Origin of the sequence: Serratia sp. CY82433, from assembly GCF_052166535.1 — a bacterium.
In the GTDB taxonomy this organism is placed as follows: Bacteria; Pseudomonadota; Gammaproteobacteria; order Enterobacterales; family Enterobacteriaceae; genus Serratia; species Serratia sarumanii.
On sequence record NZ_JBJNOR010000004.1, the window covers coordinates 253254 to 274845 of the forward strand.

Here is a 21592-nt window from a genome sequence, read left to right on the forward strand (position 1 = left end):
CCGATGGCTGCCGCGCGTTGTCATAACAAAAACAACGAGGACGTTTATGACCGCCCAGATCCTGCTTCATCCTTCGCTCGCGCCGCTCGACGGCGGCATCAATTTCCGCGACTTCGGCGGCAACGGCGTGGCTGACGGGCGCCGCATCAAGCGCGGCCTGCTGTTCCGCTCCGGCTCCCTCGAGCGGCTGACGGAAAACGACTGCACCTTTCTCGCCGGTGTGCCGGTGCGCTCGGTGCTGGACTACCGCGATGCCGACGAGGTGCAGGCCAAGCCGGATGTTCTGTGGAATGGCGCCGATTATCACCACGTGCCGGCGAACCCGCTGAGCAGCGAAGTCAACGCCAACCTGGAAAAGCTCACCAACGAGACGCTGGCCGCCTTCGACGCCCGCGCGTTCATGCTGGAGCTGTATCGCCGCCTGCCGTTCGGCAATGCGGCCTATCAGCGGCTGGCGCAGCTGTTGAGCAATCCTGGCGGCGGCGCCATCGTGCAGCACTGCGCGGTCGGCAAGGATCGCACCGGGGTCGGTTCGGCACTGGTGCTGTTTGCGCTGGGGGCCGACGAAGCGACGGTGCTGGAAGACTATCTGCTGACCGAAACCACGCTGGCCACTTTCCGCGAGCAGATGCTGGATCAGCTGTCTATCAAGCTGAATGCGGCGGCGCTGGAGCAATTCGCCTACGTGCTCAGCGCGCGCGAGGAGTTCCTGATGACGGCGTTGGGCTGCATCCGTCAGCAATACGGTTCCACCGACCGCTGGCTGGAAGCGGAATACGGCCTGGGCGCAGCCCGGCGCGAAGCGCTGCAGGCGTTCTACCTCGAGTAAATCGCCGCGCGTTTAGCCGGGGTTTAACTCGCCCCGGCCTATCCTAGGCGGCGAATTATCGCGTATCAGGAGCCCCGCATTGAGCCTCAATGACGTTATCAACTGGGTCAGCGACGTCGTGCGTCAGCACGAAGGCTGGGCCATTCCCATCATCTTTTTCCTGGCGTTCGGCGAGTCGCTGGCGTTTTTGTCGCTGCTGCTGCCGGCCACGGTGATCCTGCTGGCGCTGGGCGCGCTGATCGGCGAAAGCGGCATCGCCTTTTGGCCGATTTGGGCCGCTGCCGCCGTCGGGGCGTTTTTCGGCGACTGGCTCTCTTACTGGATCGGCTATCACTATCAGGACCGGGTGGCGCATATGTGGCCGCTGTCGCGCAATCCGCAGCTGCTGGCGCGCGGCCACGCGTTCTTTGAACGCTGGGGCGTGCTGGGCATCTTCATCGGCCGCTTTTTCGGCCCGCTGCGCGCCGTGGTGCCGCTGGTGGGCGGCATTTGCGGCATGCCGCAGCGTTATTTCCAGTTAGCCAACGTCACGTCGGCGATGATCTGGGCGTTCGGCATTCTGGCGCCGGGGGCATTCGGCATCAAGTGGCTCAGCCAGTGGCTGGGCTGATTTCTCGCTAAATTGCGCAGCGCCGCGCAATATTGTGCGCGGCGGGCAAAATCAGGCTGGACATCCATACAGGCTCCCCTTAACGTGACGGGCAATGGGCGTGCGAAACGCCGGAACGGCAAGGTGCAACAGGAGGCAGGGTGGATACCAGTCTGATTTATGGGATTGGCGGCGTAGCGATCGGCATGCTGTTGGGGTGGCTGATCGCCAGTCTGCGGGTGCAGCAGGCGAATGCGCAACATGAAACCGAACTGCGGTTGCTGGAGCAAGCGTTGCAGCAGGCGCAGCAGGAAACGGCGGCGCGGCAGGAGGCTCTGCAGCGCCACGAGCAGCAGCTGCGGCAGAGCGAGCTGGAGCTACGCAACCTGCACAGCCAGTTGGCGGCCGGGCATGAAAAGCTGCAACAGCTCAACCATTGGCGCAACGAATGTGAACTGCTTAATCAGGAGCTGCGCGCCCAGCGCGAGGTCAACAGCGCGCAGGAGGCCGAGCTGCGCGAAGTCACCATCCGTCTGGAAGAGACGCGCATGGCGGCGGAAGAGAAGCAGCGCCTGCTTATCAACAGCGAACAGCGCCTCACCACCCAGTTTGAAAACCTCGCCAACCGCATTTTTGAACACAGCGGCCGCAAGGTGGACGAGCAAAATAAGCAAAGCTTGGATCGGTTGCTGCTGCCGCTGCGTGAACAGCTGGACGGTTTCCGCCGGCAGGTGCAGGACAGTTTTGGCCAGGAGGCGCGGGAGCGCCACACGCTGACGCACGAGATACGCAATCTGCAGCAGTTGAACGCGCAGATGGCGCGCGAAGCCATCAACCTCACCAAGGCGCTCAAAGGCGACAACAAGACGCAGGGCAACTGGGGCGAGGTGGTGCTGAGCCGGGTGCTGGAGGCTTCCGGCCTGCGCGAAGGGCACGAGTATGAAACGCAGGTCAACGTGCGGGTGGATCACCAGAGCCGCATGCAGCCCGATGTGATCGTGCGCCTGCCGCAGGGCAAGGACGTGGTGATCGACGCCAAGATGTCGCTGATCGCCTACGAGCGCTATTTCAACGGTGAAGACGAGGTGGAGCGCGAAGCGGCGCTGAGCGAACATATCGCCTCGCTGCGCGGCCACATTCGCATGCTGGGCCGCAAGGACTATCAGCAGCTGCCGGGGCTGCGCTCGTTGGACTATGTGCTGATGTTCATTCCGGTCGAGCCCGCCTTCCTGCTGGCTATCGATCGCGAACCGGAGCTGATCAGCGAAGCGCTCAAGCACAACATCATGCTGGTCAGCCCGACCACGTTGCTGGTGGCGCTGCGCACCATCACCAACCTGTGGCGCTATGAGCATCAAAGCCAGAACGCGCAGCGCATCGCCGATCGCGCGGCGAAACTGTATGACAAGATGCGGCTGTTCGTGGACGATATGTCCGCGCTGGGGCAGAGCCTGGATAAGGCGCAGGGCAGTTATCGTCAGGCGATGAACAAACTGAGCGAAGGCCGTGGTAATCTTATCGGCCAAATTGAAGGTTTCCGCGCGCTGGGGGTTGAGGTCAAACGGCCGATAAACCCGCTGCTGGCGCAGCAAGCCGGCGCGCAACACGATGAAGCGGAAGAGGCGAACGACGACGATGTCGCCGCGCTGCCGCAGACGAAAGACGATGACGATACCGCCGGAGAACCGGGCTTCGTTTCGCACGGCTGAGGCCGTGGCGAGGTGGGGTATTCTCCGAGCTTCTGGTACACTCATCCACACAAAATTGACTGAATAGCAGGCAGGACAATGGCAGATCAACCGCAGGAAACCACCGATTTCGGTTTTCGCACCGTCGCTAGAGACGAAAAACAGGCCATGGTGGCAGACGTTTTTCATTCGGTAGCGGCAAAGTATGACGTGATGAACGACCTGATGTCGTTCGGCATCCACCGTATCTGGAAGCGTTTCACCATTGACTGCAGCGGCGTGCGCCGCGGGCAGCGCGTGCTGGATCTGGCCGGCGGTACCGGCGACCTGGCCGCCAAGTTCTCCCGCATGGTCGGCGAGCAGGGGCAGGTGGTGCTGGCGGACATCAACGATTCGATGCTGAAGATGGGGCGCGAGAAGCTGCGCGATCGCGGCATCGTCGGCAACATCAATTACGTGCAGGCCAACGCCGAAGCGCTGCCGTTCCCGGACAATTACTTCGATTGCATCACCATCTCCTTCGGCCTGCGCAATGTCACCGACAAAGACAAAGCGCTGCGCTCGATGTTCCGCGTGCTCAAGCCGGGCGGCCGCCTGCTGGTGCTGGAGTTCTCCAAGCCGCTGCTGGCGCCGCTGAGCAAGGCTTACGATGCCTACTCCTTCCACGTGCTGCCGAAGATCGGCGAGCTGGTGGTGAAAGATCCGGACAGCTACCGCTACCTGGCGGAATCGATCCGCATGCACCCCGATCAGGAAACCCTGAAGGGCATGATGGGCAACGCCGGTTTTGAAAACGTCACCTATTTCAACCTGACCGGTGGGATTGTCGCCCTGCATCGCGGCTTCAAGTTCTGAGAGGGAGATGCCGATGCTGTTTACCCCTCTGCTGACCGCTGCGCTGGAAACCTCGCTGAATAACCTGCTGTTTCGCGATCGCAGCATGAAAGCCGCTCGCCAACGCCTGGCGGGCAAGGTGCTGCGCATCGAACTGGAAGAGCTGGCTTCACCGCTGGTGCTGGTGTTCAGCGAACTGCGCGTGGACGTGCTGGGGCAGTCCGAAGACAGCGCCGATTGCACGGTGCGCAGCCGCATTCCCGTCTTACTGAAGCTGCGCGATCGCCAGCAGTTGCCGGTGCTGATGCGCAGCGGCGAATTGACGGTGGAAGGCGATATTCAGGTGGTGCAACAGCTGGTTGGCCTGCTCGATCTGGCGGAGTGGGATCCGGCGGAGTGGCTGGCGCCTTACATCGGCGATATCGCCGCCCAGGGTATTACGCAGGCGCTGGGAAAAGGCGCCTCGCTGCTGAAAGCCGGCTTTATGCGCCGGCAGCAGGACATGGCGGAGACGTTGACGGAAGAGTGGCGCCTGGCGCCGGGGCCACTGGAAGTGGTGTGGTTCAACGAAGAAGTTGATGCTCTCGCCCGCAGCGCGGAAGCGCTGTTTGCCCGCATGGACAAGTTGGAGGGCAAGCGATGACCCCAGGCGAACTGCGCCGTTTGTATTTTATCGTCCGCGTTTTTCTCAGCTATGGGCTGGACGAACTGATCCCTAAAATGCGTTTGACGCTGCCGCTGCGCTTTGGCCGCCGGCTGCTGTTCTGGATGCCGAATCGGCACAAGGACAAGCCGCTGGGCGAACGGCTGCGGCTGGCGCTGCAGGAGCTGGGGCCGGTATGGATCAAGTTCGGCCAGATGATGTCGACCCGCCGCGATCTGTTTCCGCCGCACATTGCCGATCAGCTGACGTTGTTGCAGGATCGGGTGGCGCCTTTCGACGGCGCGCTGGCGCGTAAACATATCGAGCTGGCGATGGGTGGCCCACTGGAAACCTGGTTCGACGATTTCGACCAGCAGCCGCTGGCCTCTGCCTCGATCGCGCAGGTGCATACCGCGCGGTTGAAAACCACCGGCCAGGAAGTGGTGCTGAAGGTGATCCGGCCGGATATCGGGCCGATCATCAAGGCCGACGTGCGGCTGATGTACCGGTTGGCCGGCTGGGTGCCGAAGCTGTTGCCGGACGGCCGCCGTCTGCGCCCGCGTGAAGTGGTGCGCGAGTACGAGAAAACCCTGCTGGACGAATTGAACCTGCTACGCGAAGCGGCCAACGCCATTCAGCTGCGCCGCAATTTCGACGGCAGCCCAATGCTGTACGTACCGGAAGTTTATTCCGACTACTGCCGTGAAAGCGTATTGGTGATGGAACGCATCTACGGCATTCCGGTCTCGGACATCGCCACGCTTGAACGGCAGGGCACCAACATGAAACTGTTGGCGGAACGCGGCGTCCAGGTGTTCTTTACCCAGGTATTCCGCGACAGCTTCTTCCATGCGGACATGCATCCCGGTAATATTTTCGTCAGCTACGAACATCCTGAAGATCCTTGCTATATCGGCATCGACTGCGGCATCGTCGGCTCGCTGAACAAGGATGACAAGCGCTATCTGGCGGAAAACTTCATCGCCTTCTTCAACCGCGATTACCGCAAGGTGGCGGAACTGCACGTCGACTCCGGTTGGGTGCCGCGCGACACCAACGTGGAAGACTTCGAATTCGCCATTCGCACCGTGTGCGAGCCGATTTTCGAGAAGCCGCTGGCGGAAATTTCCTTCGGCAACGTGCTGCTGAACCTGTTCAACACTGCGCGCCGCTTCAATATGGAAGTGCAGCCGCAGCTGGTGTTATTGCAGAAGACCTTGCTGTATGTTGAAGGGCTGGGGCGCCAGCTCTACCCGCAGCTGGATCTGTGGACTACCGCCAAGCCGTTCCTCGAGAGCTGGCTGCGCGATCAGGTCGGCATTCCTGCCGTGGTGCGCGCGCTGAAAGAGAAAGCGCCGTTCTGGGCGGAGAAGCTGCCCGAACTGCCCGAGCTGTTTTACGACAGCCTGCAGCAGCATAAACTGTTGCAACAAAGCGTTGATAAGCTGACCAACCAAATGCAGGCTCAGCGGGTTCGTCAGGGGCAGTCACGTTATTTGTTCGGCGTTGGCGCTACACTGTTAGTAAGCGGTACGCTGTTGCTGCTGGGGCAAATCGAGGTGTTTCCCGCCTGGATGATGGCCGCCGGCATCGTATGCTGGGTGATTGGCTGGAAGCGAACCACCTGATTTAATTCGTTACTCTGGTAAGGCCGAGCCTATAATGCGGGCTGGCTTTAAAAGACCCTTTAAAATTAGAGGTAATTGAAATGGGCGGTATTAGTATTACGCAATTGTTGATCATCGCAGTGATCGTGGTGCTGCTGTTCGGCACCAAAAAACTGCGCACGCTGGGCTCCGATCTCGGCGCCTCGATCAAGGGCTTCAAAAAGGCGATCGGCGACGATACGCCGTCGAACCCCAACACGGCTGAAAAAAGCAGCCTGGATGACGCTGACTTCGCGGCCAAGCCTATTACCGATAAGCAGCCGGAAGTGAAACCGGAAGAGTCGAAGAACAAAGAGCAGGTATAAACCGTGTTTGACATTGGGTTTAGTGAGCTGCTGCTGGTGCTGGTGATCGGCCTGATTGTTCTGGGGCCGGAACGGTTGCCGGTCGCGGTCAGAACGGTGTCGGGCTGGATCCGCGCGCTGCGCTCGCTGGCGGCCTCGGTGCAGCACGAACTGTCTCAGGAACTGAAGCTGCAGGAGCTGCAGGACAGCCTGAAAAAAGCCGAACAGGCCGGCCTGCAGAACCTGACGCCGGAACTGAAGGCATCGATGGATGAGCTGAAAGACGCGGCGGAATCATTGAAACGCACCTACCGGGGCGAGACAGAAGAGCTGGCGAACACCATTCATAACCCGCAGGCCATCGATCCGGAAGCCTTGCACGACGGCGTGACGCCGGCGGAAGCGGCAACCCGCGCCAGCGCGCCCGCTGCCGTGCCAAAACCGGCAGCGGAGCCTGAGGCCGTTGCGGCTGCATCCCCGGCTGCGCCCGTGGCGGCGCAACCGGCCAAAGCACCGGTGGAAACCGCGCCGGCACCTGTCGAACCTGTTGCGGATAAAACCCCAGCGTCTCACCAACCTAGTGGCGATCGTTAATACATGGCTGTTGAAGATACCCAACCCCTTATCAGTCATCTGATAGAGCTGCGCAAGCGGCTGTTGAACTCGATTATTTGCGTGCTGGCGGTGTTCGTGGTGCTGGTGTTTTTCGCCAACGACATCTACCAGCTGGTTTCTGCACCGCTGCTCAAGCAGCTGCCGGCCGGGGCGAGCATGATCGCCACCGACGTGGCGTCACCGTTCTTTACGCCGATCAAGCTGACCATGATCGTCTCGGTGTTCGTCTCCGCGCCGATGATTTTGTATCAGGTGTGGGCATTCATCGCACCGGCGTTGTACAAGCATGAACGCCGCCTGATGATGCCGCTGCTGGTGTCCAGCAGCCTGCTGTTCTACCTCGGCATGGCTTTCGCCTACTTCATCGTGTTCCCGCTGGCCTTCGGCTTCTTTGCCAAGACCGCGCCGATGGGGGTGACCATTGCGACCGACATTAAAAACTACCTCGATTTCGTCATGGCGCTGTTTATGGCGTTCGGCGTCGCCTTCGAAGTGCCGGTCGCCATCATTCTGCTGTGCTGGAGCGGCGTCACCTCGCCGGAAGATCTGAAGAAGAAACGGCCATATGTGTTGGTCGGCGCGTTTGTGGTCGGCATGCTGTTGACGCCGCCGGACGTGTTCTCGCAAACCCTGTTGGCAATACCGATGTATCTGCTGTTTGAAGTGGGGGTATTCTTCGCTCGCTTCTATACCGGCAAGCGTCGTCCGCAAGCGGAAGAAGAAGACGAGGGTGACGAACCCCCAGCCTCATGATCCACATTGATTGCTAAGCCGCCCACTGGGCGGCTTTTGCTTTGGAAAAAACCATGTTTGATATCGGCGTTAATCTCACCAGCAGCCAATTCGCCAAAGATCGCCAGGCGGTGGTGGAACGCGCCCGCGCCGCGGGCGTGACGGGGATGTTGATTACCGGCACCGATCTGGCGGAGAGCCGCGAGGCCGCCGAATTGGCGCGGCAACATGCGGGCTACTGTTGGTCTACCGCCGGCGTGCATCCGCACTACGCCAGCGGCTGGGATGAACACACCGCCGAGCAGATTTATGCGTTGGCCGCGCGCCCTGAAGTGGCGGCGATCGGCGAATGCGGCCTGGATTTCAACCGCAATTTCTCGACGCCCGCGCAGCAGGAAGCGGCGTTCACCGCGCAGCTGGCGCTGGCGGCGGAGTTGGCGCTGCCGGTGCTTCTTCATTGCCGCGACGCACACGCACGTTTTGCCGAGCTACTGACGCCGTGGTTGGATAAACTGCCCGCGGCCGTGGTGCACTGCTTCACCGGCACCGCCGAAGAATTAACTAGCTGCCTGTCGCTGGGCCTGTCGATCGGGATTACCGGTTGGGTCTGCGACGAGCGGCGCGGCCTGGAATTGCGCGCCCTGTTGCCGCAGATCCCGGCCGAGCGTCTGCTGCTGGAAACTGACGCCCCTTATCTGTTGCCCCGGGATTTACAGCCTAAACCCGCATCTCGCCGCAACGAACCCTGTTTCCTGCCCCATATCGTGCATCAGGTCGCCGTCTGGCGACAGGAAGAGCCGCAATGGCTGGGGCAAAAAACCGATGAGAACGCCCGCCGGCTATTCCGGCTGGTTTGAGCTAGGAGAAAACTATGAGCTATGCATTTCCGGGCACCTTCCCTGGTCGCCGTATGCGCCGCGTGCGCCGTCATGACTTCAGCCGCCGCCTGGTGGCCGAGAACCAACTGACGGTCAACGACCTGATTTATCCGGTGTTTGTCATGGAAGGCAGCAACCGTCAGGAAGAAGTGGCCTCGATGCCGGGCGTATCGCGCATGACGATCGATCTGCTGGTCAAGGAAGCGGAAACCATCGCCAAACTCGGCGTGCCGGTGATCTCCCTGTTCCCGGTGATTGAGCCAGGTCTGAAATCGCTGCATGCGGAAGAAGCCTATAACCCGGAAGGACTGGTGCAGCGCACGGTGCGCGCGCTGAAAGACGCGGTGCCTGAGCTGGGCATTCTGACTGACGTAGCGCTCGATCCCTACACCACGCACGGGCAGGATGGGGTAATCGATGAGCAGGGTTATGTGATTAACGATGTGACCAAAGACATCCTGGTGCGTCAGGCGCTTTCCCATGCCGAAGCGGGCGCGGAAATCGTGGCGCCGAGCGACATGATGGACGGCCGCATCGGGGCGATCCGCGATCGTCTGGAATTGCAGGGTCTGGTGAATACCCAGATTATGGCCTACTCCGCCAAGTATGCTTCCTGTTACTACGGCCCGTTCCGCGATGCGCTGGGTTCCAGCGGCAATCTGAAGGGTGGCAACAAGAAGACCTATCAGATGGATCCGGCCAACAGCGATGAAGCGCTGCAGGAGATTGCACAGGATCTGCAGGAAGGCGCGGATATGGTGATGGTGAAACCGGGCATGCCGTACCTCGACGTTGTGCGCCGCGTGAAGGATACCTTCGGCGTGCCAACCTTCGCTTATCAGGTGTCCGGTGAGTACGCCATGCATATGGCGGCGATTCAGAACGGCTGGCTGCAGGAGCAGCCAGCGGTGATGGAGTCGTTGATGTGCTTCAAACGCGCCGGCGCCGACGGCGTGCTGACCTACTTCGCCAAGCGTGTCGCCCAGTGGCTGCACGACGACGCGATGCGTCGCTAAGCGTGAAATGAGCCAACAAAAAGGCGCCTGAGGGCGCCTTTTGCATTACATCTTCTGGAACTGTCGGTTGTCGATGCTTTGGCTGACCTGTTTGTTGATCAGGTTGAGCAACAGCATTGAGCGGGCCTCGCCGTCCGGCTCGGTGTAGATCGCCTGCAGCCCTTCGAACACGCCGTCGACGATCAGGACGGTATCCCCCGGCTGCGGGGTTTCCGGATCGACATAGGTTTCGCTGGCGTGCGTGCGCAGCTCATCGATCACCTTACTCGGGATGACGCTCGGCAGCGCGCCGAAGCGCACGAAGTGGCTGACGCCGCGGGTGGCGCTGATGGTGGTGGTGTGAATGCGCTCCGGGTCGAACTCCACAAACAGATAGTTGGGAAACAGGGGTTCGCTGACCGCGATACGCTTGCCGCGCACGATCTTTTCCAGCGTGATGATCGGGCTGAGGCAGTTTACCTGCTGCCGTTCCAGATGTTCCTGCGCCCGCAACAGCTGACCGCGTTTGCAATAAAGTAGATACCAGGATTCCATAATTTCACATGCCTTTCTGCCAGCCGGTAAGCATATCAAAAGCGCTTCCGGATACATAGTGATGCAAGTTTCAGCGTGTAACATCACCTATCTCTATGAATATGCGGCTATTAGCGAGGAGTCACACACTTATCGATACGGCGCTGGTATAACAGAGGGCTAAAAATTTGTTACCGTCACAGTATGGCAAGGCGTTGCGCTACCGGCTGTGACGCTATTCATCGTTTTTGACCGAGGGAAGATAAATGGAGCTGTTTCTGTTGAGCAACGGCAAGCTGTCTGGCGAAGCCGAGCTGCTGGGGTATGCCAAAAGCCAACTGCTGGCGATGATTGCGCGTCTCGGCATCAAATCCGCCGTCTTTATCCCTTATGCGCTGATCCGTTACGACTACGACCAGCGTGCGCAGGAGCTGGCGCAAACGCTGGGCATCGAAGTCACCAGCATCCATCACGCCGCTTCGCCGGCGGCGGCGATCGCGCAGGCAGAGTGCATTTTGGTCAGCGGCGGCAATACCTGGTTGCTGAACCAAATGCTGCACGAACAAGGCTTGATCGTGCCCATCCAGCGCGCGGTGCGCGAGCGTGAAGTGCCTTACGTCGGCTGGAGCGCCGGTTGCAACGTGGCCACGCCGAGCATTCGCACCACCAATGATATGCCGGTGCGCTGCAGCGTAGTGCTGCCGGCGCTGGGGCTGTTCCCGGTGCAAATCAACCCGCATTACATCGACGCGCATATCAGCGGCCACATGGGCGAAACCCGTGACGAGCGCCTGGCGGAGTTCTGCGCGATCAACCCAAGTGAATCGGTGGTGGCGCTGCGTGAAGGCAGCCTGCTGCACGTTGAAGGCAACGAGCTGCGTTACTTCAGCGCCAACGGGCAGGGCTTCAAGGTGTTCCGCCACGGCGAGGAGACGCGCGAATATCAGGATACGCGTGCGCTGGCTGCGCTGGTGCCGTTCAACTGCGGCTGAGGGCCACCCGATGGCGGGCGGCGTTAACAAAATTGCAGCAACAACCGTGAAGAGGGCTTATAATGCCCTCCCCACTGGCCGTTATAATGATCAGCATGAAATACCGTGACTTACGCGATTTCCTCTCGTTGCTGGAGAAGAGAGGGGAACTAAAACGCATCAGCCAGCCGATCGATCCTTACCTGGAAATGACGGAGATTGCCGATCGCACCCTGCGGGCGGGCGGCCCGGCATTGCTGTTTGAAAACCCGAAAGGCTACGACATGCCGGTGCTGTGCAACCTGTTCGGCACCGCCAATCGCGTAGCGATGGGCATGGGGCAGGAAGACATCAGCGCGCTGCGCGAAGTCGGCAAACTGCTGGCGTTCCTCAAAGAGCCGGAGCCGCCGAAAGGCTTCCGCGATCTGTTCGACAAAATGCCGAAGTTCAAGCAGGTGCTGAACATGCCGACCAAGGTGCTGGGATCCGCGCCTTGTCAGGAGCAGGTATGGCAGGGCGAGGACGTCGATCTGGGCCGTATTCCGGTGATGCACTGCTGGCCGGAAGACGCCGCGCCGCTGATCACCTGGGGGCTGACGGTGACCCGCGGCCCGCATAAGGAACGGCAAAATCTCGGCATCTATCGCCAGCAGGTGCTGGGCAAGAATAAAGTGATCATGCGCTGGCTGTCGCATCGCGGCGGCGCGCTGGATTATCAGGAGTGGTGCCAGGCGCACCCCGGCGAGCGTTTCCCGGTTGCGGTGGCGCTGGGCGCCGATCCCGCCACCATCCTCGGCGCGGTGACGCCGGTGCCGGATACCCTGTCTGAATACGCTTTTGCCGGGCTGCTGCGCGGCAATAAAACCGAAGTGGTCAAGTGCCTTTCCAACGATCTGGAAGTGCCCGCCAGCGCTGAAATCGTGCTGGAAGGCTATATCGAGCCGGGTGAAATGGCGCCGGAAGGCCCCTACGGCGACCACACCGGTTACTACAATGAAATCGACCAGTTCCCGGTGTTCACCGTCACCCACATCACCCAGCGCCGCAACGCGATCTACCACTCGACCTACACCGGCCGGCCGCCGGATGAGCCGGCGATCCTGGGCGTGGCGCTGAATGAAGTGTTCGTGCCGATTCTGCAAAAGCAGTTCCCGGAAATCGTCGATTTCTATCTGCCGCCGGAAGGGTGCTCGTACCGCCTGGCGGTAGTGACCATGAAGAAACAGTACGCCGGCCACGCTAAACGCGTGATGATGGGTGTCTGGTCGTTCCTGCGGCAGTTTATGTACACCAAATTTGTTATCGTCTGCGATGACGACGTCAATGCGCGCGACTGGAACGACGTGATTTGGGCGATCACCACACGAATGGATCCGGCAAGGGATACCGTTCTGGTGGAGAATACGCCGATCGACTATCTGGACTTCGCCTCACCGGTTTCCGGCCTGGGTTCGAAGATGGGGCTGGACGCCACCAATAAATGGCCGGGTGAAACCGATCGCGAATGGGGCCGTCCGATTCAGATGGATGAAAAGGTACGTGCGCGCGTCGACGAAATCTGGGATGAGCTCGCAATCTTCAGTGACAGGGAACCGACGCTGTAGCGTCAGGCCCTGTTCTCAGCTTTGCATTGATGACCCGACAGAGGGAACGCATGACAATATTGAGCTGTAAAGTGACCTCGGTAGAGGCCATTACCGATACGGTTTATCGGGTACGTCTGGTGCCTGAGCAGCCGTTTTCTTTCAAGGCAGGGCAATATCTGATGGTGGTGATGGACGAGCGCGACAAGCGCCCGTTCTCGCTGGCATCAACCCCGACGCAGCAAGATTACATCGAGCTGCACATCGGCGCTTCGGAGCTGAATCTGTACGCCATGGCGGTGATGGATCGCATTCTGAAAGAGCAGGCGATCACCGTCGACGTGCCGCACGGCGACGCCTGGCTGCGGGAAGAGGGCAGCCGTCCGCTGGTGCTGATCGCCGGCGGCACCGGTTTCTCTTATGCGCGTTCAATCCTGTTGACCGCGTTGGAGCAACAGCCCGATCGCGATATTTCTATCTACTGGGGCGGGCGTGAGCTGAAGCACCTGTACGATCTGAGCGAGCTGGAAGCGCTGTCGTTGCAGCATCCGAATCTGAAGGTGATCCCGGTGGTCGAGCAGCCGGAAGCCGAATGGCGCGGCCGCAGCGGCACCGTGCTCAGCGCGGTGCTGCAGGATTTCGGCACGCTGGCGGAGCACGACATCTATATCGCCGGGCGTTTCGAGATGGCGAAAATCGCCCGTGAGCGTTTCTGCGCCGAGCGCGGCGCGCTGGAAGCGCATATGTTCGGCGACGCGTTTTCGTTTATCTGACCGATGCGATGCGCAGTGAACGGGGTGGCCGAGGGTCGCCCCGTTTTTATTTGGGCGCCGGCAAACGTCAGGCATAAAAAACCCGCCCCTGACAGGCGGGAAGAACGGCAACTAAACTTGGCGGGATGCCGCGATTTGAAGTGGTGACGCGGTCATCCCAAGATAGACACAGCTAAACGCGTTCAAAGACGGTGGCGATGCCCTGGCCCAGGCCGATGCACATGGTCGCCAGGCCGAACTGCGCGTCGCGACGTTCCATGTTGTTCAACAGGGTGGTCGAGATGCGGGAGCCTGAACACCCCAGCGGGTGGCCGAGCGCGATGGCGCCGCCGTTCAGGTTGATCTTGTCGTCGATGCTGTCCATCAGCCCCAGATCCTTGATGCACGGCAGCGACTGGGCGGCGAACGCTTCGTTCAGCTCGAACAGATCGATGTCCTGCACGCTCAGACCGGCGCGTTTCAGCGCCAGCTTGCTGGCCGGCACCGGGCCGTAACCCATGATGGAAGGATCGCAGCCGACGACCGCCATCGAGCGGATGCGGGCGCGGGCCTTCAAACCGAGCGCTTTGGCGCGCGATTCGCTCATCAGCAGCATGGCGGAAGCGCCGTCCGACAGGGCGGAAGAACTGCCGGCGGTGACGGTGCCGTTGACCGGATCGAACGCCGGACGCAGGGCCGACAGGCTTTCGACGGTGGTTTCCGGGCGAATGACTTCATCGAAATCGTAACGGGTCAGCACGCCGTCGGCATCATGGCCGTTGGTCGGTATGATCTCGTTTTTAAAGTAACCGGCCAGCGTCGCCGCATGCGCGCGCTGGTGGGAGCGGGCGGCAAACTCATCCTGCATCTGGCGGCTGATGTTGTGCATCTTGGCCAGCATTTCGGCGGTCAGCCCCATCATCCCAGCGGCTTTGGCCACGCTGCGGCTCAGCCCCGGATGGAAATCCACGCCGTGGTTCATCGGCACATGGCCCATGTGTTCCACGCCGCCGATCAGGCTGACGTGCGCGTCGCCGACCATGATGGCGCGCGCCGCGTCGTGCAGCGCCTGCATCGAAGAGCCGCACAGGCGGTTGACGGTCACCGCCGGCACGCGGTGCGGGATCTCGGCCAGCAACGCGGCGTTGCGGGCGATGTTGAAGCCTTGTTCCAGCGTCTGCTGCACGCAGCCCCAGTAAATATCATCGATCTCGGCGGCGTCCAGCGCCGGGTTGCGGCTCAGCACTTCACGCATCAGGTGAGCGGAGAGATCTTCGGCGCGCACCTGGCGGAAGGCGCCGCCCTTGGAGCGGCCCATCGGCGTGCGTACGGCATCAACAATAACTACGTTTTCCATCTTTATGACCTCATGCCGGTTGGCGGGTAGCGACGTCGGACAGCGGTGTCGCCACCGGGTAGTAGCTTTCATTGCGTTCGGCCTTGGCGCGCAGACCGGCCGGCACCTGATACAGGGCGCCGAGGTGTGCGTAACGCTGGGCCAGCTCAACGTAGTTGGCGGTGCCGAGCGTATCCAGGTAGCGGAACGCGCCGCCGTGGAACGGAGGGAAGCCAATGCCGTAGACCAACGCCATATCGGCTTCCGCCGGGCTGGCGACGATCTTCTCTTCCAGGCAGCGAACCACTTCGTTGATCATCGGGATCATCATGCGCGCGATGATTTCTTCGTCGCTGATGGTCTGGCGCGGTTGGCTCACTTCGGCCAGCAGCGCATCGGTCTGCTCGTCGTTGTCCTTGCGCGGCTTGCCTTTGCTGTCCTGGCTATAGCGGTAGAAGCCCTGCTGATTTTTCTGACCGAAGCGCTGGTTGTCGAACATCACGTCAATAGCGTCGCGGTAGTCTTTGCTCATGCGATCCGGGAAGCCGGCGGCCATTACCGCCTGCGCGTGGTGCGCGGTGTCGATGCCCACGACGTCGAGCAGGTAGGCCGGGCCCATCGGCCAGCCGAACTGTTTTTCCATCACTTTATCGATCTGACGGAAGTCGGCGCCATCGCGCAGCAGCAGGCTGAAGCCGGCGAAATACGGGAACAGCACGCGGTTGACGAAGAAGCCCGGGCAGTCGTTCACCACGATCGGCGTTTTGCCCATGCGGCTGGCGTAGGCCACCACCTTGGCGATGGTGTCGTCGCTGGTCTGTTCGCCGCGGATGATTTCAACCAGCGGCATGCGGTGTACCGGGTTAAAGAAGTGCATGCCGCAGAAGTTTTGCGGGCGCTTCAGCGATTTTGCCAGGTGATTAATCGGAATGGTCGAGGTGTTCGACGCCAGCACGGTGTCCTCACCGATCAGGGTTTCCACTTCCGACAGCACGGCGGCTTTGACCTTCGGATTCTCGACGACCGCTTCAACGATCACCTGCGCGCGCTCGATGCCGGCGTAGTCCAGCGTCGGCTGAATGGTCGAGAGCACCTGCGCCATTTTCAAGCCATCCAGCTTGCCGCGCTCCAGTTGCTTATTGAGCAGCTTGGCCGCTTCGTTCATGCCCAGCGTCAGCGACTTGTCGCTGATGTCTTTCATGATCACCGGCACGCCTTTCAGCGCCGATTGGTAAGCGATGCCGCCGCCCATGATGCCGGCGCCCAGCACCGCCGCCTGTTTCGGCGCATCCACATTCTTGGCCAGCTTTTTCGCCTGGCTCTTCACGAACTGATCGTTGAGGAAGATGCCGACCAGCGCGCGCGCTTCGTTGGAACGCGCCAACGGCACGAAGCTGGCGGTTTCCAGTTTCAGCGCTTCATCACGGCCCAGCTTGGCGGCGGCTTCAATGGTTTTCACCGCGGTCATCGGCGCCGGGTAATGTTTACCGGCGGTCTGCAGCACCATGCCTTTAGCGGTGGTGAAGCTCATCGCCGCTTCAATCGGGCTGAGCTTCAGCGGCTCCAGCTTAGGTTGACGCGCGGCGCGCCAGTCCAGCTTGCCGTCGATCGCCTGTTGCAGCATTTTCAGCGCCGCTTCGGCCAGTTTTTCCGGTGCCACCACCGCATCCACCAGGCCGACTTTCAACGCGTCTTTGGCGCTGACGTCTTTGCCGGCGGCGATGATTTCCAGCGCGCTGTCGTTACCCAGCAGGCGCGGCAGGCGGACGGAACCGCCGAAGCCCGGCATGATACCCAATTTGGTTTCCGGCAGGCCGATGCGCGCGTCCGGTGAGGCGACGCGGAAATCGGTCGCCAGAATGCATTCACAACCGCCGCCGAGCGCATAGCCGTTAATGGCCGAAATGGTCGGCACCGGTAAATCTTCCAGCCGGTTAAAGACGTTGTTGGCGAACACCAGCCACTCTTGCAGCTTTTCAGCCGGTGCGGCGAACAGAGAAAGGAATTCGGTGATATCGGCGCCGACGATAAACGCGGCTTTGGAGGAACGCAGCAGCAGCCCTTTCAGCTCAGGCTGGTTTTCCAGCACGGTGAGCGCTTCGCCCAGGCTGGCTACGGTGCGGGTGTCCAGCTTGTTGACCGAGCCCGGTGCGTTGAACACCAGCTCGGCGATGCCGTTATCGAGCCAGTGCAGTTGTAATGTTTCGCCTTGGTAGAGCATGTCTATCTCCTGAATCAGCGTATGATCTGGTATGACCAGATGATGAGGAGTGTGGTTTTTATGTTAAAAATATGCAAATGAGAGATTGCATATTTGCTGGTCGGATCACATCTCACCAAGTTAGCGTTTTGATTTAAAACGAAGTTATATTTTATGTGCTATCGGCATTTGCTGGCGGTTGTCGGCCTTCATACACTTGCCAGCGGCGATTTATCATTCAGGCGAGGTTAGGCATGAATAAGGCGGCTGGCGTCATGGCGACGAAGATGCGGGGCTGAAGATGGCACTCGGCTGGCTAAGGTTAAACTGCGGATGTAACGGCATTTGCCGGGAATTGCGAGCTGCTCCGCATGCCCAACGCGATGAGGTTGGTGCGCCGGAGCGCTGTGTTAAGATGACTTCTTTCGTGCTAAGGCATAAGGGTAATGTGATGGAAACGCTGGCTTCTTTGTATAACGACCACCTGGCAGAGCTGCAAAAACGCGCGCGCGAAGTGCTGGAGCGCAACAAGTTGGATGCGCTGCTGATTCACTCCGGTGAACTGCAAAAGGTATTTTTGGACGACCATAGCTATCCGTTCAAAGTGAACGCGCATTTCAAAGCCTGGGTGCCGGTGACGTCGGTGCCGAACTGCTGGTTGTGGATTGATGGCGTCAACAAGCCGAAGCTGTGGTTCTACTCCCCAGTTGACTACTGGCACAGTGTAGAGCCGCTGCCGGACAGTTTCTGGACCAAATCCCTTGAATTGATGCCGCTGGCCAACGCCGACGCTATCGCCCAGCAGCTTCCGCCGCAGCGCGAGCGCGTGGGCTATATCGGTTATGCGCAACAGCGTGCCCGCGATCTCGGCATCCCTTCGGAGAACATCAACCCGAAAGCGGTGTTGAACTACCTGGATTTCCACCGTTCGATCAAAACCGGCTATGAGCTGGCCTGCATGCGCGAAGCGCAGAAGACGGCGGTAACCGGCCATCGTGCGGCGCATGAAGCCTTCCTCTCCGGCATGAGCGAGTTCGACATCAATCTGGCCTACCTCACGGCGACAGGCCACCGCGATACCGACGTGCCTTACGACAACATCGTGGCGCTGAACGAACACGCTTCGGTACTGCACTACACCAAGCTCGATCATCAGCCGCCGGCCGAATCCCTGAGTTTCCTGATCGACGCCGGCGCGGAATACAACGGCTACGCTGCCGATCTGACCCGCACCTACGCGGCGCAAAGCGGCAGCGAATTCGCCCATCTGGTGAAAGATCTCAACGGTGAACAGCTGGCGCTGATCGACACCATCAAAACCGGCGTGCGCTATACCGACTACCATGTGCAGATGCACCAGCGCATCGCCAAGCTGCTCAAGAATCACAAGCTGGTGAACGGCCTCAGCGAAGAGACGATGGTTGAAACGGGCATCACTACGCCGTTCCTGCCGCACGGGCTGGGCCACCCGCTGGGCCTGCAGGTGCACGACGCCGCCGGCTTTATGCAGGACGAGCAAGGCACCCATCTGGCGGCGCCGGCCAAGTATCCGTTCCTGCGTTGCACCCGCGTGTTGCAACCGGGCATGGTGTTGACCATCGAGCCGGGTCTGTACTTCATCGAGTCTCTGTTGGCGCCGTGGCGCAGCGGTGAGTTCAAGCAGCACTTCGCCTGGGATCGCATCGATGCGCTGAAGCCGTATGGCGGCATCCGCATCGAAGACAACATCGTGATCCACGAAAAGCGCATCGAGAACATGACGCGCGATCTGAACCTGGCCTGATGCGGCCGTATCCGATACCGGCGGAAGCAACCTGCTTTACCGAAGAAATAAAGAAGAGCCGTTTTATCACCCTGCTGGCGCCGACCAGCGGGGTAGAAGCGGCAAAGACGTTTATTCAGCAGGTGCGGGATGAGCACCCGGCGGCGAGGCACCATTGTTGGGCCTTCGTCGCCGGCAGCCCCGATGACTCGCAGCAGTTGGGATTCTCCGACGACGGAGAGCCGTCGGGTACCGCCGGCAAACCGATCCTCGCGCAGCTCATGGGCAGCGGCATCGGGGAAGTGACCGCCGTGGTCGTTCGTTACTACGGCGGTGTCAAGCTGGGCACCGGCGGATTGGTGAAAGCCTATGGCAACGGTGTTCAACAGGCGTTGAAGCAGCTGGCGTTGGCTCAAAAGGTGCCGGAAGCCGAATATATCTTGCAGTGCGACTATGCGCAGTTGGCGTTGGTGGAGAACTTGCTGCAGCAAACCGCAGGTCGGATCCTGCAGGGCGAATACGGCGCCGCCGTCGTGCTGCATCTGGCGTTGCCGGCCACCGAGGTCGAGCTGTTTGGGAATAAATTGCGTGATCTTAGTCGCGGTAATTTGCAATTAACCCCCATTTCGCAATAATTCCTCCCAATTGAATTGCTAAGGATCGTGCTGAAATGCATTTTCGCGCCATAACCCGTATCGTTGGTCTGCTGGTCATCCTGTTCTCCGGGACGATGTTTATTCCCGGCCTGGTGGCATTGATTTACCGCGATGGGGCGGGGCGCGCGTTCAGCCAAACCTTCTTCGTGGCGCTGACCATCGGTCTGATGCTGTGGTGGCCGAACCGCAAACAGAAACACGAACTGAAACCCCGCGAAGGCTTCCTGATCGTCGTGCTGTTCTGGACCGTGCTGGGCAGCGTGGGGGCATTGCCGTTCCTGTTTTCTGAACGGCCCAACTTGTCGCTGACCGACGCCTTCTTTGAATCCTTCTCGGGGCTGACGACCACCGGTGCGACGACGCTGGTGGGACTGGATTCGCTGCCGAAGGCCATTCTGTTCTATCGCCAAATGCTGCAATGGATGGGCGGCATGGGGATCATCGTGTTGGCGGTGGCGATACTGCCGATACTCGGCGTCGGCGGCATGCAGCTGTATCGGGCGGAAATGCCCGGGCCGCTGAAAGATAACAAGATGCGCCCGCGCATCGCCGAAACAGCCAAAACCCTGTGGCTAATCTATGTGTTGCTGACCGTAGCCTGTGCGCTGGCGCTCTGGGGAGCAGGAATGTCGGTGTTCGATGCCATCGGCCACAGTTTCTCGACCATCGCCATCGGCGGCTTTTCTACCCACGACGCCAGTATCGGTTATTACGCCAGTCCGACCATCAACACCATCATCGCCGTGTTCCTGCTGATTTCCGGCTGTAACTACGGCCTGCACTTCGCTTTGCTCAGCGGCCGCAGTCTGAAGGTATATGGGCGCGATCCTGAATTCCGCATGTTCATCTTCGTCCAGCTGACGCTGGTGGTGGTGTGCACGTTGGTGCTCTGGGGACATGGCGTCTATAAGAGCGGTATGGAAACGCTCAATCAGGCGTTCTTCCAGGTGGTATCGATGGCGACCACGGCCGGTTTTACGACCGACAGCATCGCCAAGTGGCCGCTGTTCCTGCCGATGCTGTTGTTGTGTTCGGCATTCATCGGCGGCTGCGCCGGCTCGACCGGCGGCGGCCTGAAGGTGATTCGTATTCTGCTGTTGTACCTGCAGGGCTCGCGCGAGTTGAAAAGGCTGGTGCACCCTAACGCGGTCTATACCATCAAATTGGGCAACCGCGCGCTGCCGGAACGCATTCTGGAGGCGGTGTGGGGATTTTTCTCCGCCTATGCGCTGGTGTTTATCGTCAGCATGCTGGCGATCATTGCTACCGGCGTTGATGATTTCTCCGCGTTTGCCGCAGTGACGGCAACGCTGAATAACCTCGGCCCCGGCCTGGGCGTAGTGGCGGATAACTTCACCACGATGCCGGCGGCGGCCAAGTGGATCCTAGTGGTGACGATGCTGTTCGGGCGCCTGGAAGTGTTTACATTGCTGGTGCTGTTCACGCCAACCTTCTGGCGTGAGTGAGCCTGATATAAGGAGTACGCCATGAAGGCATTGATACTTTATTCGAGCCGTGACGGGCAAACACGTGCTATCGCTTCTTATATAGCAAGCAAATTGCAGGATACGCTGCGCTGTGAGGTGATCGATCTGCTGCAGGCGGAACAGGTCGACCTTAATCAGTATCAGCTGGTGATGATCGGTGCTTCTATCCGTTACGGGCACTTTAACCCGGTGTTGGATAAATTCGTCAAACGTCATGCCGAGCAGCTGAATCGAATGCCGAGCGCGTTCTTTGCCGTGAACCTGACGGCGCGCAAACCGGAAAAGCGCTCGCCGCAAACCAACGCTTATACCCGCAAGTTTCTGCTGGCCTCGCCGTGGCAGCCAAAACAGTGCGCGGTGTTTGCCGGCGCATTGCGTTATCCGCGCTATCGCTGGTTCGACCGCATCATGATTCAATTTATTATGCGTATGACGGGTGGTGAAACGGATACCAGTAAGGAAGTGGAGTACACCGATTGGCAGCAGGTCGATCGTTTCGCCCAGGAATTTAGCCAGATCCCGTACGAAAAGTGACAAAAACGCGGGTTTGGCCAGCG

21 protein-coding genes are annotated in these 21592 nt (G+C 60.1%); 18 read left to right on the forward strand and 3 right to left on the reverse strand.

Annotation, left to right across the window (positions count from 1 at the left end; translation table 11 throughout):
• Window positions 1-46: 46 nt before the first annotated feature.
• From ACJ8PI_RS19575 to hemB, 11 genes are all read left to right on the forward strand, one after another.
• Window positions 47-829, forward strand: coding sequence for a tyrosine-protein phosphatase (locus tag ACJ8PI_RS19575; RefSeq protein WP_164134580.1), 783 nt, complete (start codon window positions 47-49; stop codon window positions 827-829).
• A gap of 79 nt (window positions 830-908) precedes the next feature.
• Window positions 909-1439 (forward strand): DedA family protein, encoded by a 531-nt coding sequence (locus ACJ8PI_RS19580; RefSeq protein WP_019455291.1) that lies wholly within the window; start codon window positions 909-911, stop codon window positions 1437-1439.
• A gap of 140 nt (window positions 1440-1579) precedes the next feature.
• Complete coding sequence (gene rmuC / locus ACJ8PI_RS19585; RefSeq protein ID WP_033655131.1) at window positions 1580-3127, forward strand: DNA recombination protein RmuC; 1548 nt, start codon at window positions 1580-1582, stop codon at window positions 3125-3127.
• A 78-nt stretch (window positions 3128-3205) separates the two neighbouring features.
• On the forward strand, window positions 3206-3961 hold the full coding sequence (gene ubiE / locus ACJ8PI_RS19590; protein ID WP_025304918.1) for a bifunctional demethylmenaquinone methyltransferase/2-methoxy-6-polyprenyl-1,4-benzoquinol methylase UbiE: 756 nt from the start codon (window positions 3206-3208) through the stop codon (window positions 3959-3961).
• 13 nt (window positions 3962-3974) lie between these two features.
• On the forward strand, window positions 3975-4583 hold the full coding sequence (ubiJ, locus tag ACJ8PI_RS19595; RefSeq protein ID WP_033636702.1) for a ubiquinone biosynthesis protein UbiJ: 609 nt from the start codon (window positions 3975-3977) through the stop codon (window positions 4581-4583).
• On the forward strand, window positions 4580-6211 hold the full coding sequence (ubiB, locus tag ACJ8PI_RS19600; protein ID WP_033655130.1) for a ubiquinone biosynthesis regulatory protein kinase UbiB: 1632 nt from the start codon (window positions 4580-4582) through the stop codon (window positions 6209-6211). Before ubiJ ends, ubiB begins: the two co-directional genes overlap by 4 nt.
• Before the next feature lie 80 nt (window positions 6212-6291).
• A complete protein-coding gene (tatA, locus tag ACJ8PI_RS19605; RefSeq protein WP_033636704.1) occupies window positions 6292-6555 on the forward strand; it encodes a Sec-independent protein translocase subunit TatA in 264 nt (87 codons plus the stop codon).
• A gap of 3 nt (window positions 6556-6558) precedes the next feature.
• Entirely contained in the window at window positions 6559-7128 is a 570-nt protein-coding gene (gene tatB / locus ACJ8PI_RS19610; RefSeq protein ID WP_033649672.1) for a Sec-independent protein translocase protein TatB, read from the forward strand.
• 3 nt (window positions 7129-7131) lie between these two features.
• Entirely contained in the window at window positions 7132-7902 is a 771-nt protein-coding gene (gene tatC / locus ACJ8PI_RS19615; RefSeq protein WP_033649673.1) for a Sec-independent protein translocase subunit TatC, read from the forward strand.
• A 53-nt stretch (window positions 7903-7955) separates the two neighbouring features.
• Window positions 7956-8738, forward strand: coding sequence for a 3'-5' ssDNA/RNA exonuclease TatD (gene tatD, locus ACJ8PI_RS19620; protein WP_164134581.1), 783 nt, complete (start codon window positions 7956-7958; stop codon window positions 8736-8738).
• 14 nt (window positions 8739-8752) lie between these two features.
• On the forward strand, window positions 8753-9775 hold the full coding sequence (gene hemB / locus ACJ8PI_RS19625) for a porphobilinogen synthase (RefSeq protein WP_033636707.1): 1023 nt from the start codon (window positions 8753-8755) through the stop codon (window positions 9773-9775).
• Between the two features lie 45 nt (window positions 9776-9820).
• Here the strand turns inward: hemB and rfaH are convergent, their stop codons facing one another.
• Entirely contained in the window at window positions 9821-10309 is a 489-nt protein-coding gene (gene rfaH / locus ACJ8PI_RS19630; protein ID WP_004934466.1) for a transcription/translation regulatory transformer protein RfaH, read from the reverse strand.
• Window positions 10310-10554: 245 nt separating this feature from the next.
• On the opposite strand from rfaH, the gene pepE reads away from it, so the two are divergent.
• The 3 genes from pepE (at window position 10555) to fre (ending at window position 13615) form a co-directional block, all read left to right on the forward strand.
• Entirely contained in the window at window positions 10555-11280 is a 726-nt protein-coding gene (gene pepE / locus ACJ8PI_RS19635) for a dipeptidase PepE (RefSeq protein WP_164134582.1), read from the forward strand.
• Between the two features lie 86 nt (window positions 11281-11366).
• On the forward strand, window positions 11367-12863 hold the full coding sequence (ubiD, locus tag ACJ8PI_RS19640) for a 4-hydroxy-3-polyprenylbenzoate decarboxylase (RefSeq protein WP_025304926.1): 1497 nt from the start codon (window positions 11367-11369) through the stop codon (window positions 12861-12863).
• Between the two features lie 50 nt (window positions 12864-12913).
• Window positions 12914-13615 carry an NAD(P)H-flavin reductase gene (gene fre, locus ACJ8PI_RS19645; protein WP_004934474.1) on the forward strand — a complete coding sequence of 234 codons (702 nt, stop codon included), beginning with the start codon at window positions 12914-12916 and terminating at the stop codon, window positions 13613-13615.
• Window positions 13616-13787: 172 nt separating this feature from the next.
• Here the strand turns inward: fre and fadA are convergent, their stop codons facing one another.
• Window positions 13788-14951, reverse strand: coding sequence for an acetyl-CoA C-acyltransferase FadA (fadA, locus tag ACJ8PI_RS19650; RefSeq protein ID WP_025304928.1), 1164 nt, complete (start codon window positions 14949-14951; stop codon window positions 13788-13790).
• Window positions 14952-14961: 10 nt separating this feature from the next.
• Entirely contained in the window at window positions 14962-17151 is a 2190-nt protein-coding gene (gene fadB / locus ACJ8PI_RS19655) for a fatty acid oxidation complex subunit alpha FadB (protein ID WP_164098102.1), read from the reverse strand.
• A 430-nt stretch (window positions 17152-17581) separates the two neighbouring features.
• On the opposite strand from fadB, the gene pepQ reads away from it, so the two are divergent.
• Genes pepQ through hemG form a run of 4 tightly spaced genes read left to right on the forward strand, consistent with a single transcriptional unit; the run spans window position 17582 to window position 21569 of the window.
• Window positions 17582-18913, forward strand: coding sequence for a Xaa-Pro dipeptidase (gene pepQ / locus ACJ8PI_RS19660; protein ID WP_164134583.1), 1332 nt, complete (start codon window positions 17582-17584; stop codon window positions 18911-18913).
• Window positions 18913-19527 (forward strand): IMPACT family protein, encoded by a 615-nt coding sequence (locus ACJ8PI_RS19665; RefSeq protein WP_033649682.1) that lies wholly within the window; start codon window positions 18913-18915, stop codon window positions 19525-19527. Before pepQ ends, ACJ8PI_RS19665 begins: the two co-directional genes overlap by 1 nt.
• A 35-nt stretch (window positions 19528-19562) precedes the next feature.
• Window positions 19563-21014 (forward strand): Trk system potassium transporter TrkH, encoded by a 1452-nt coding sequence (trkH, locus tag ACJ8PI_RS19670; RefSeq protein ID WP_004934492.1) that lies wholly within the window; start codon window positions 19563-19565, stop codon window positions 21012-21014.
• Window positions 21015-21035: 21 nt separating this feature from the next.
• Window positions 21036-21569, forward strand: coding sequence for a menaquinone-dependent protoporphyrinogen IX dehydrogenase (hemG, locus tag ACJ8PI_RS19675; protein ID WP_047569749.1), 534 nt, complete (start codon window positions 21036-21038; stop codon window positions 21567-21569).
• The last annotated feature ends 23 nt before the right edge of the window (window positions 21570-21592 follow it).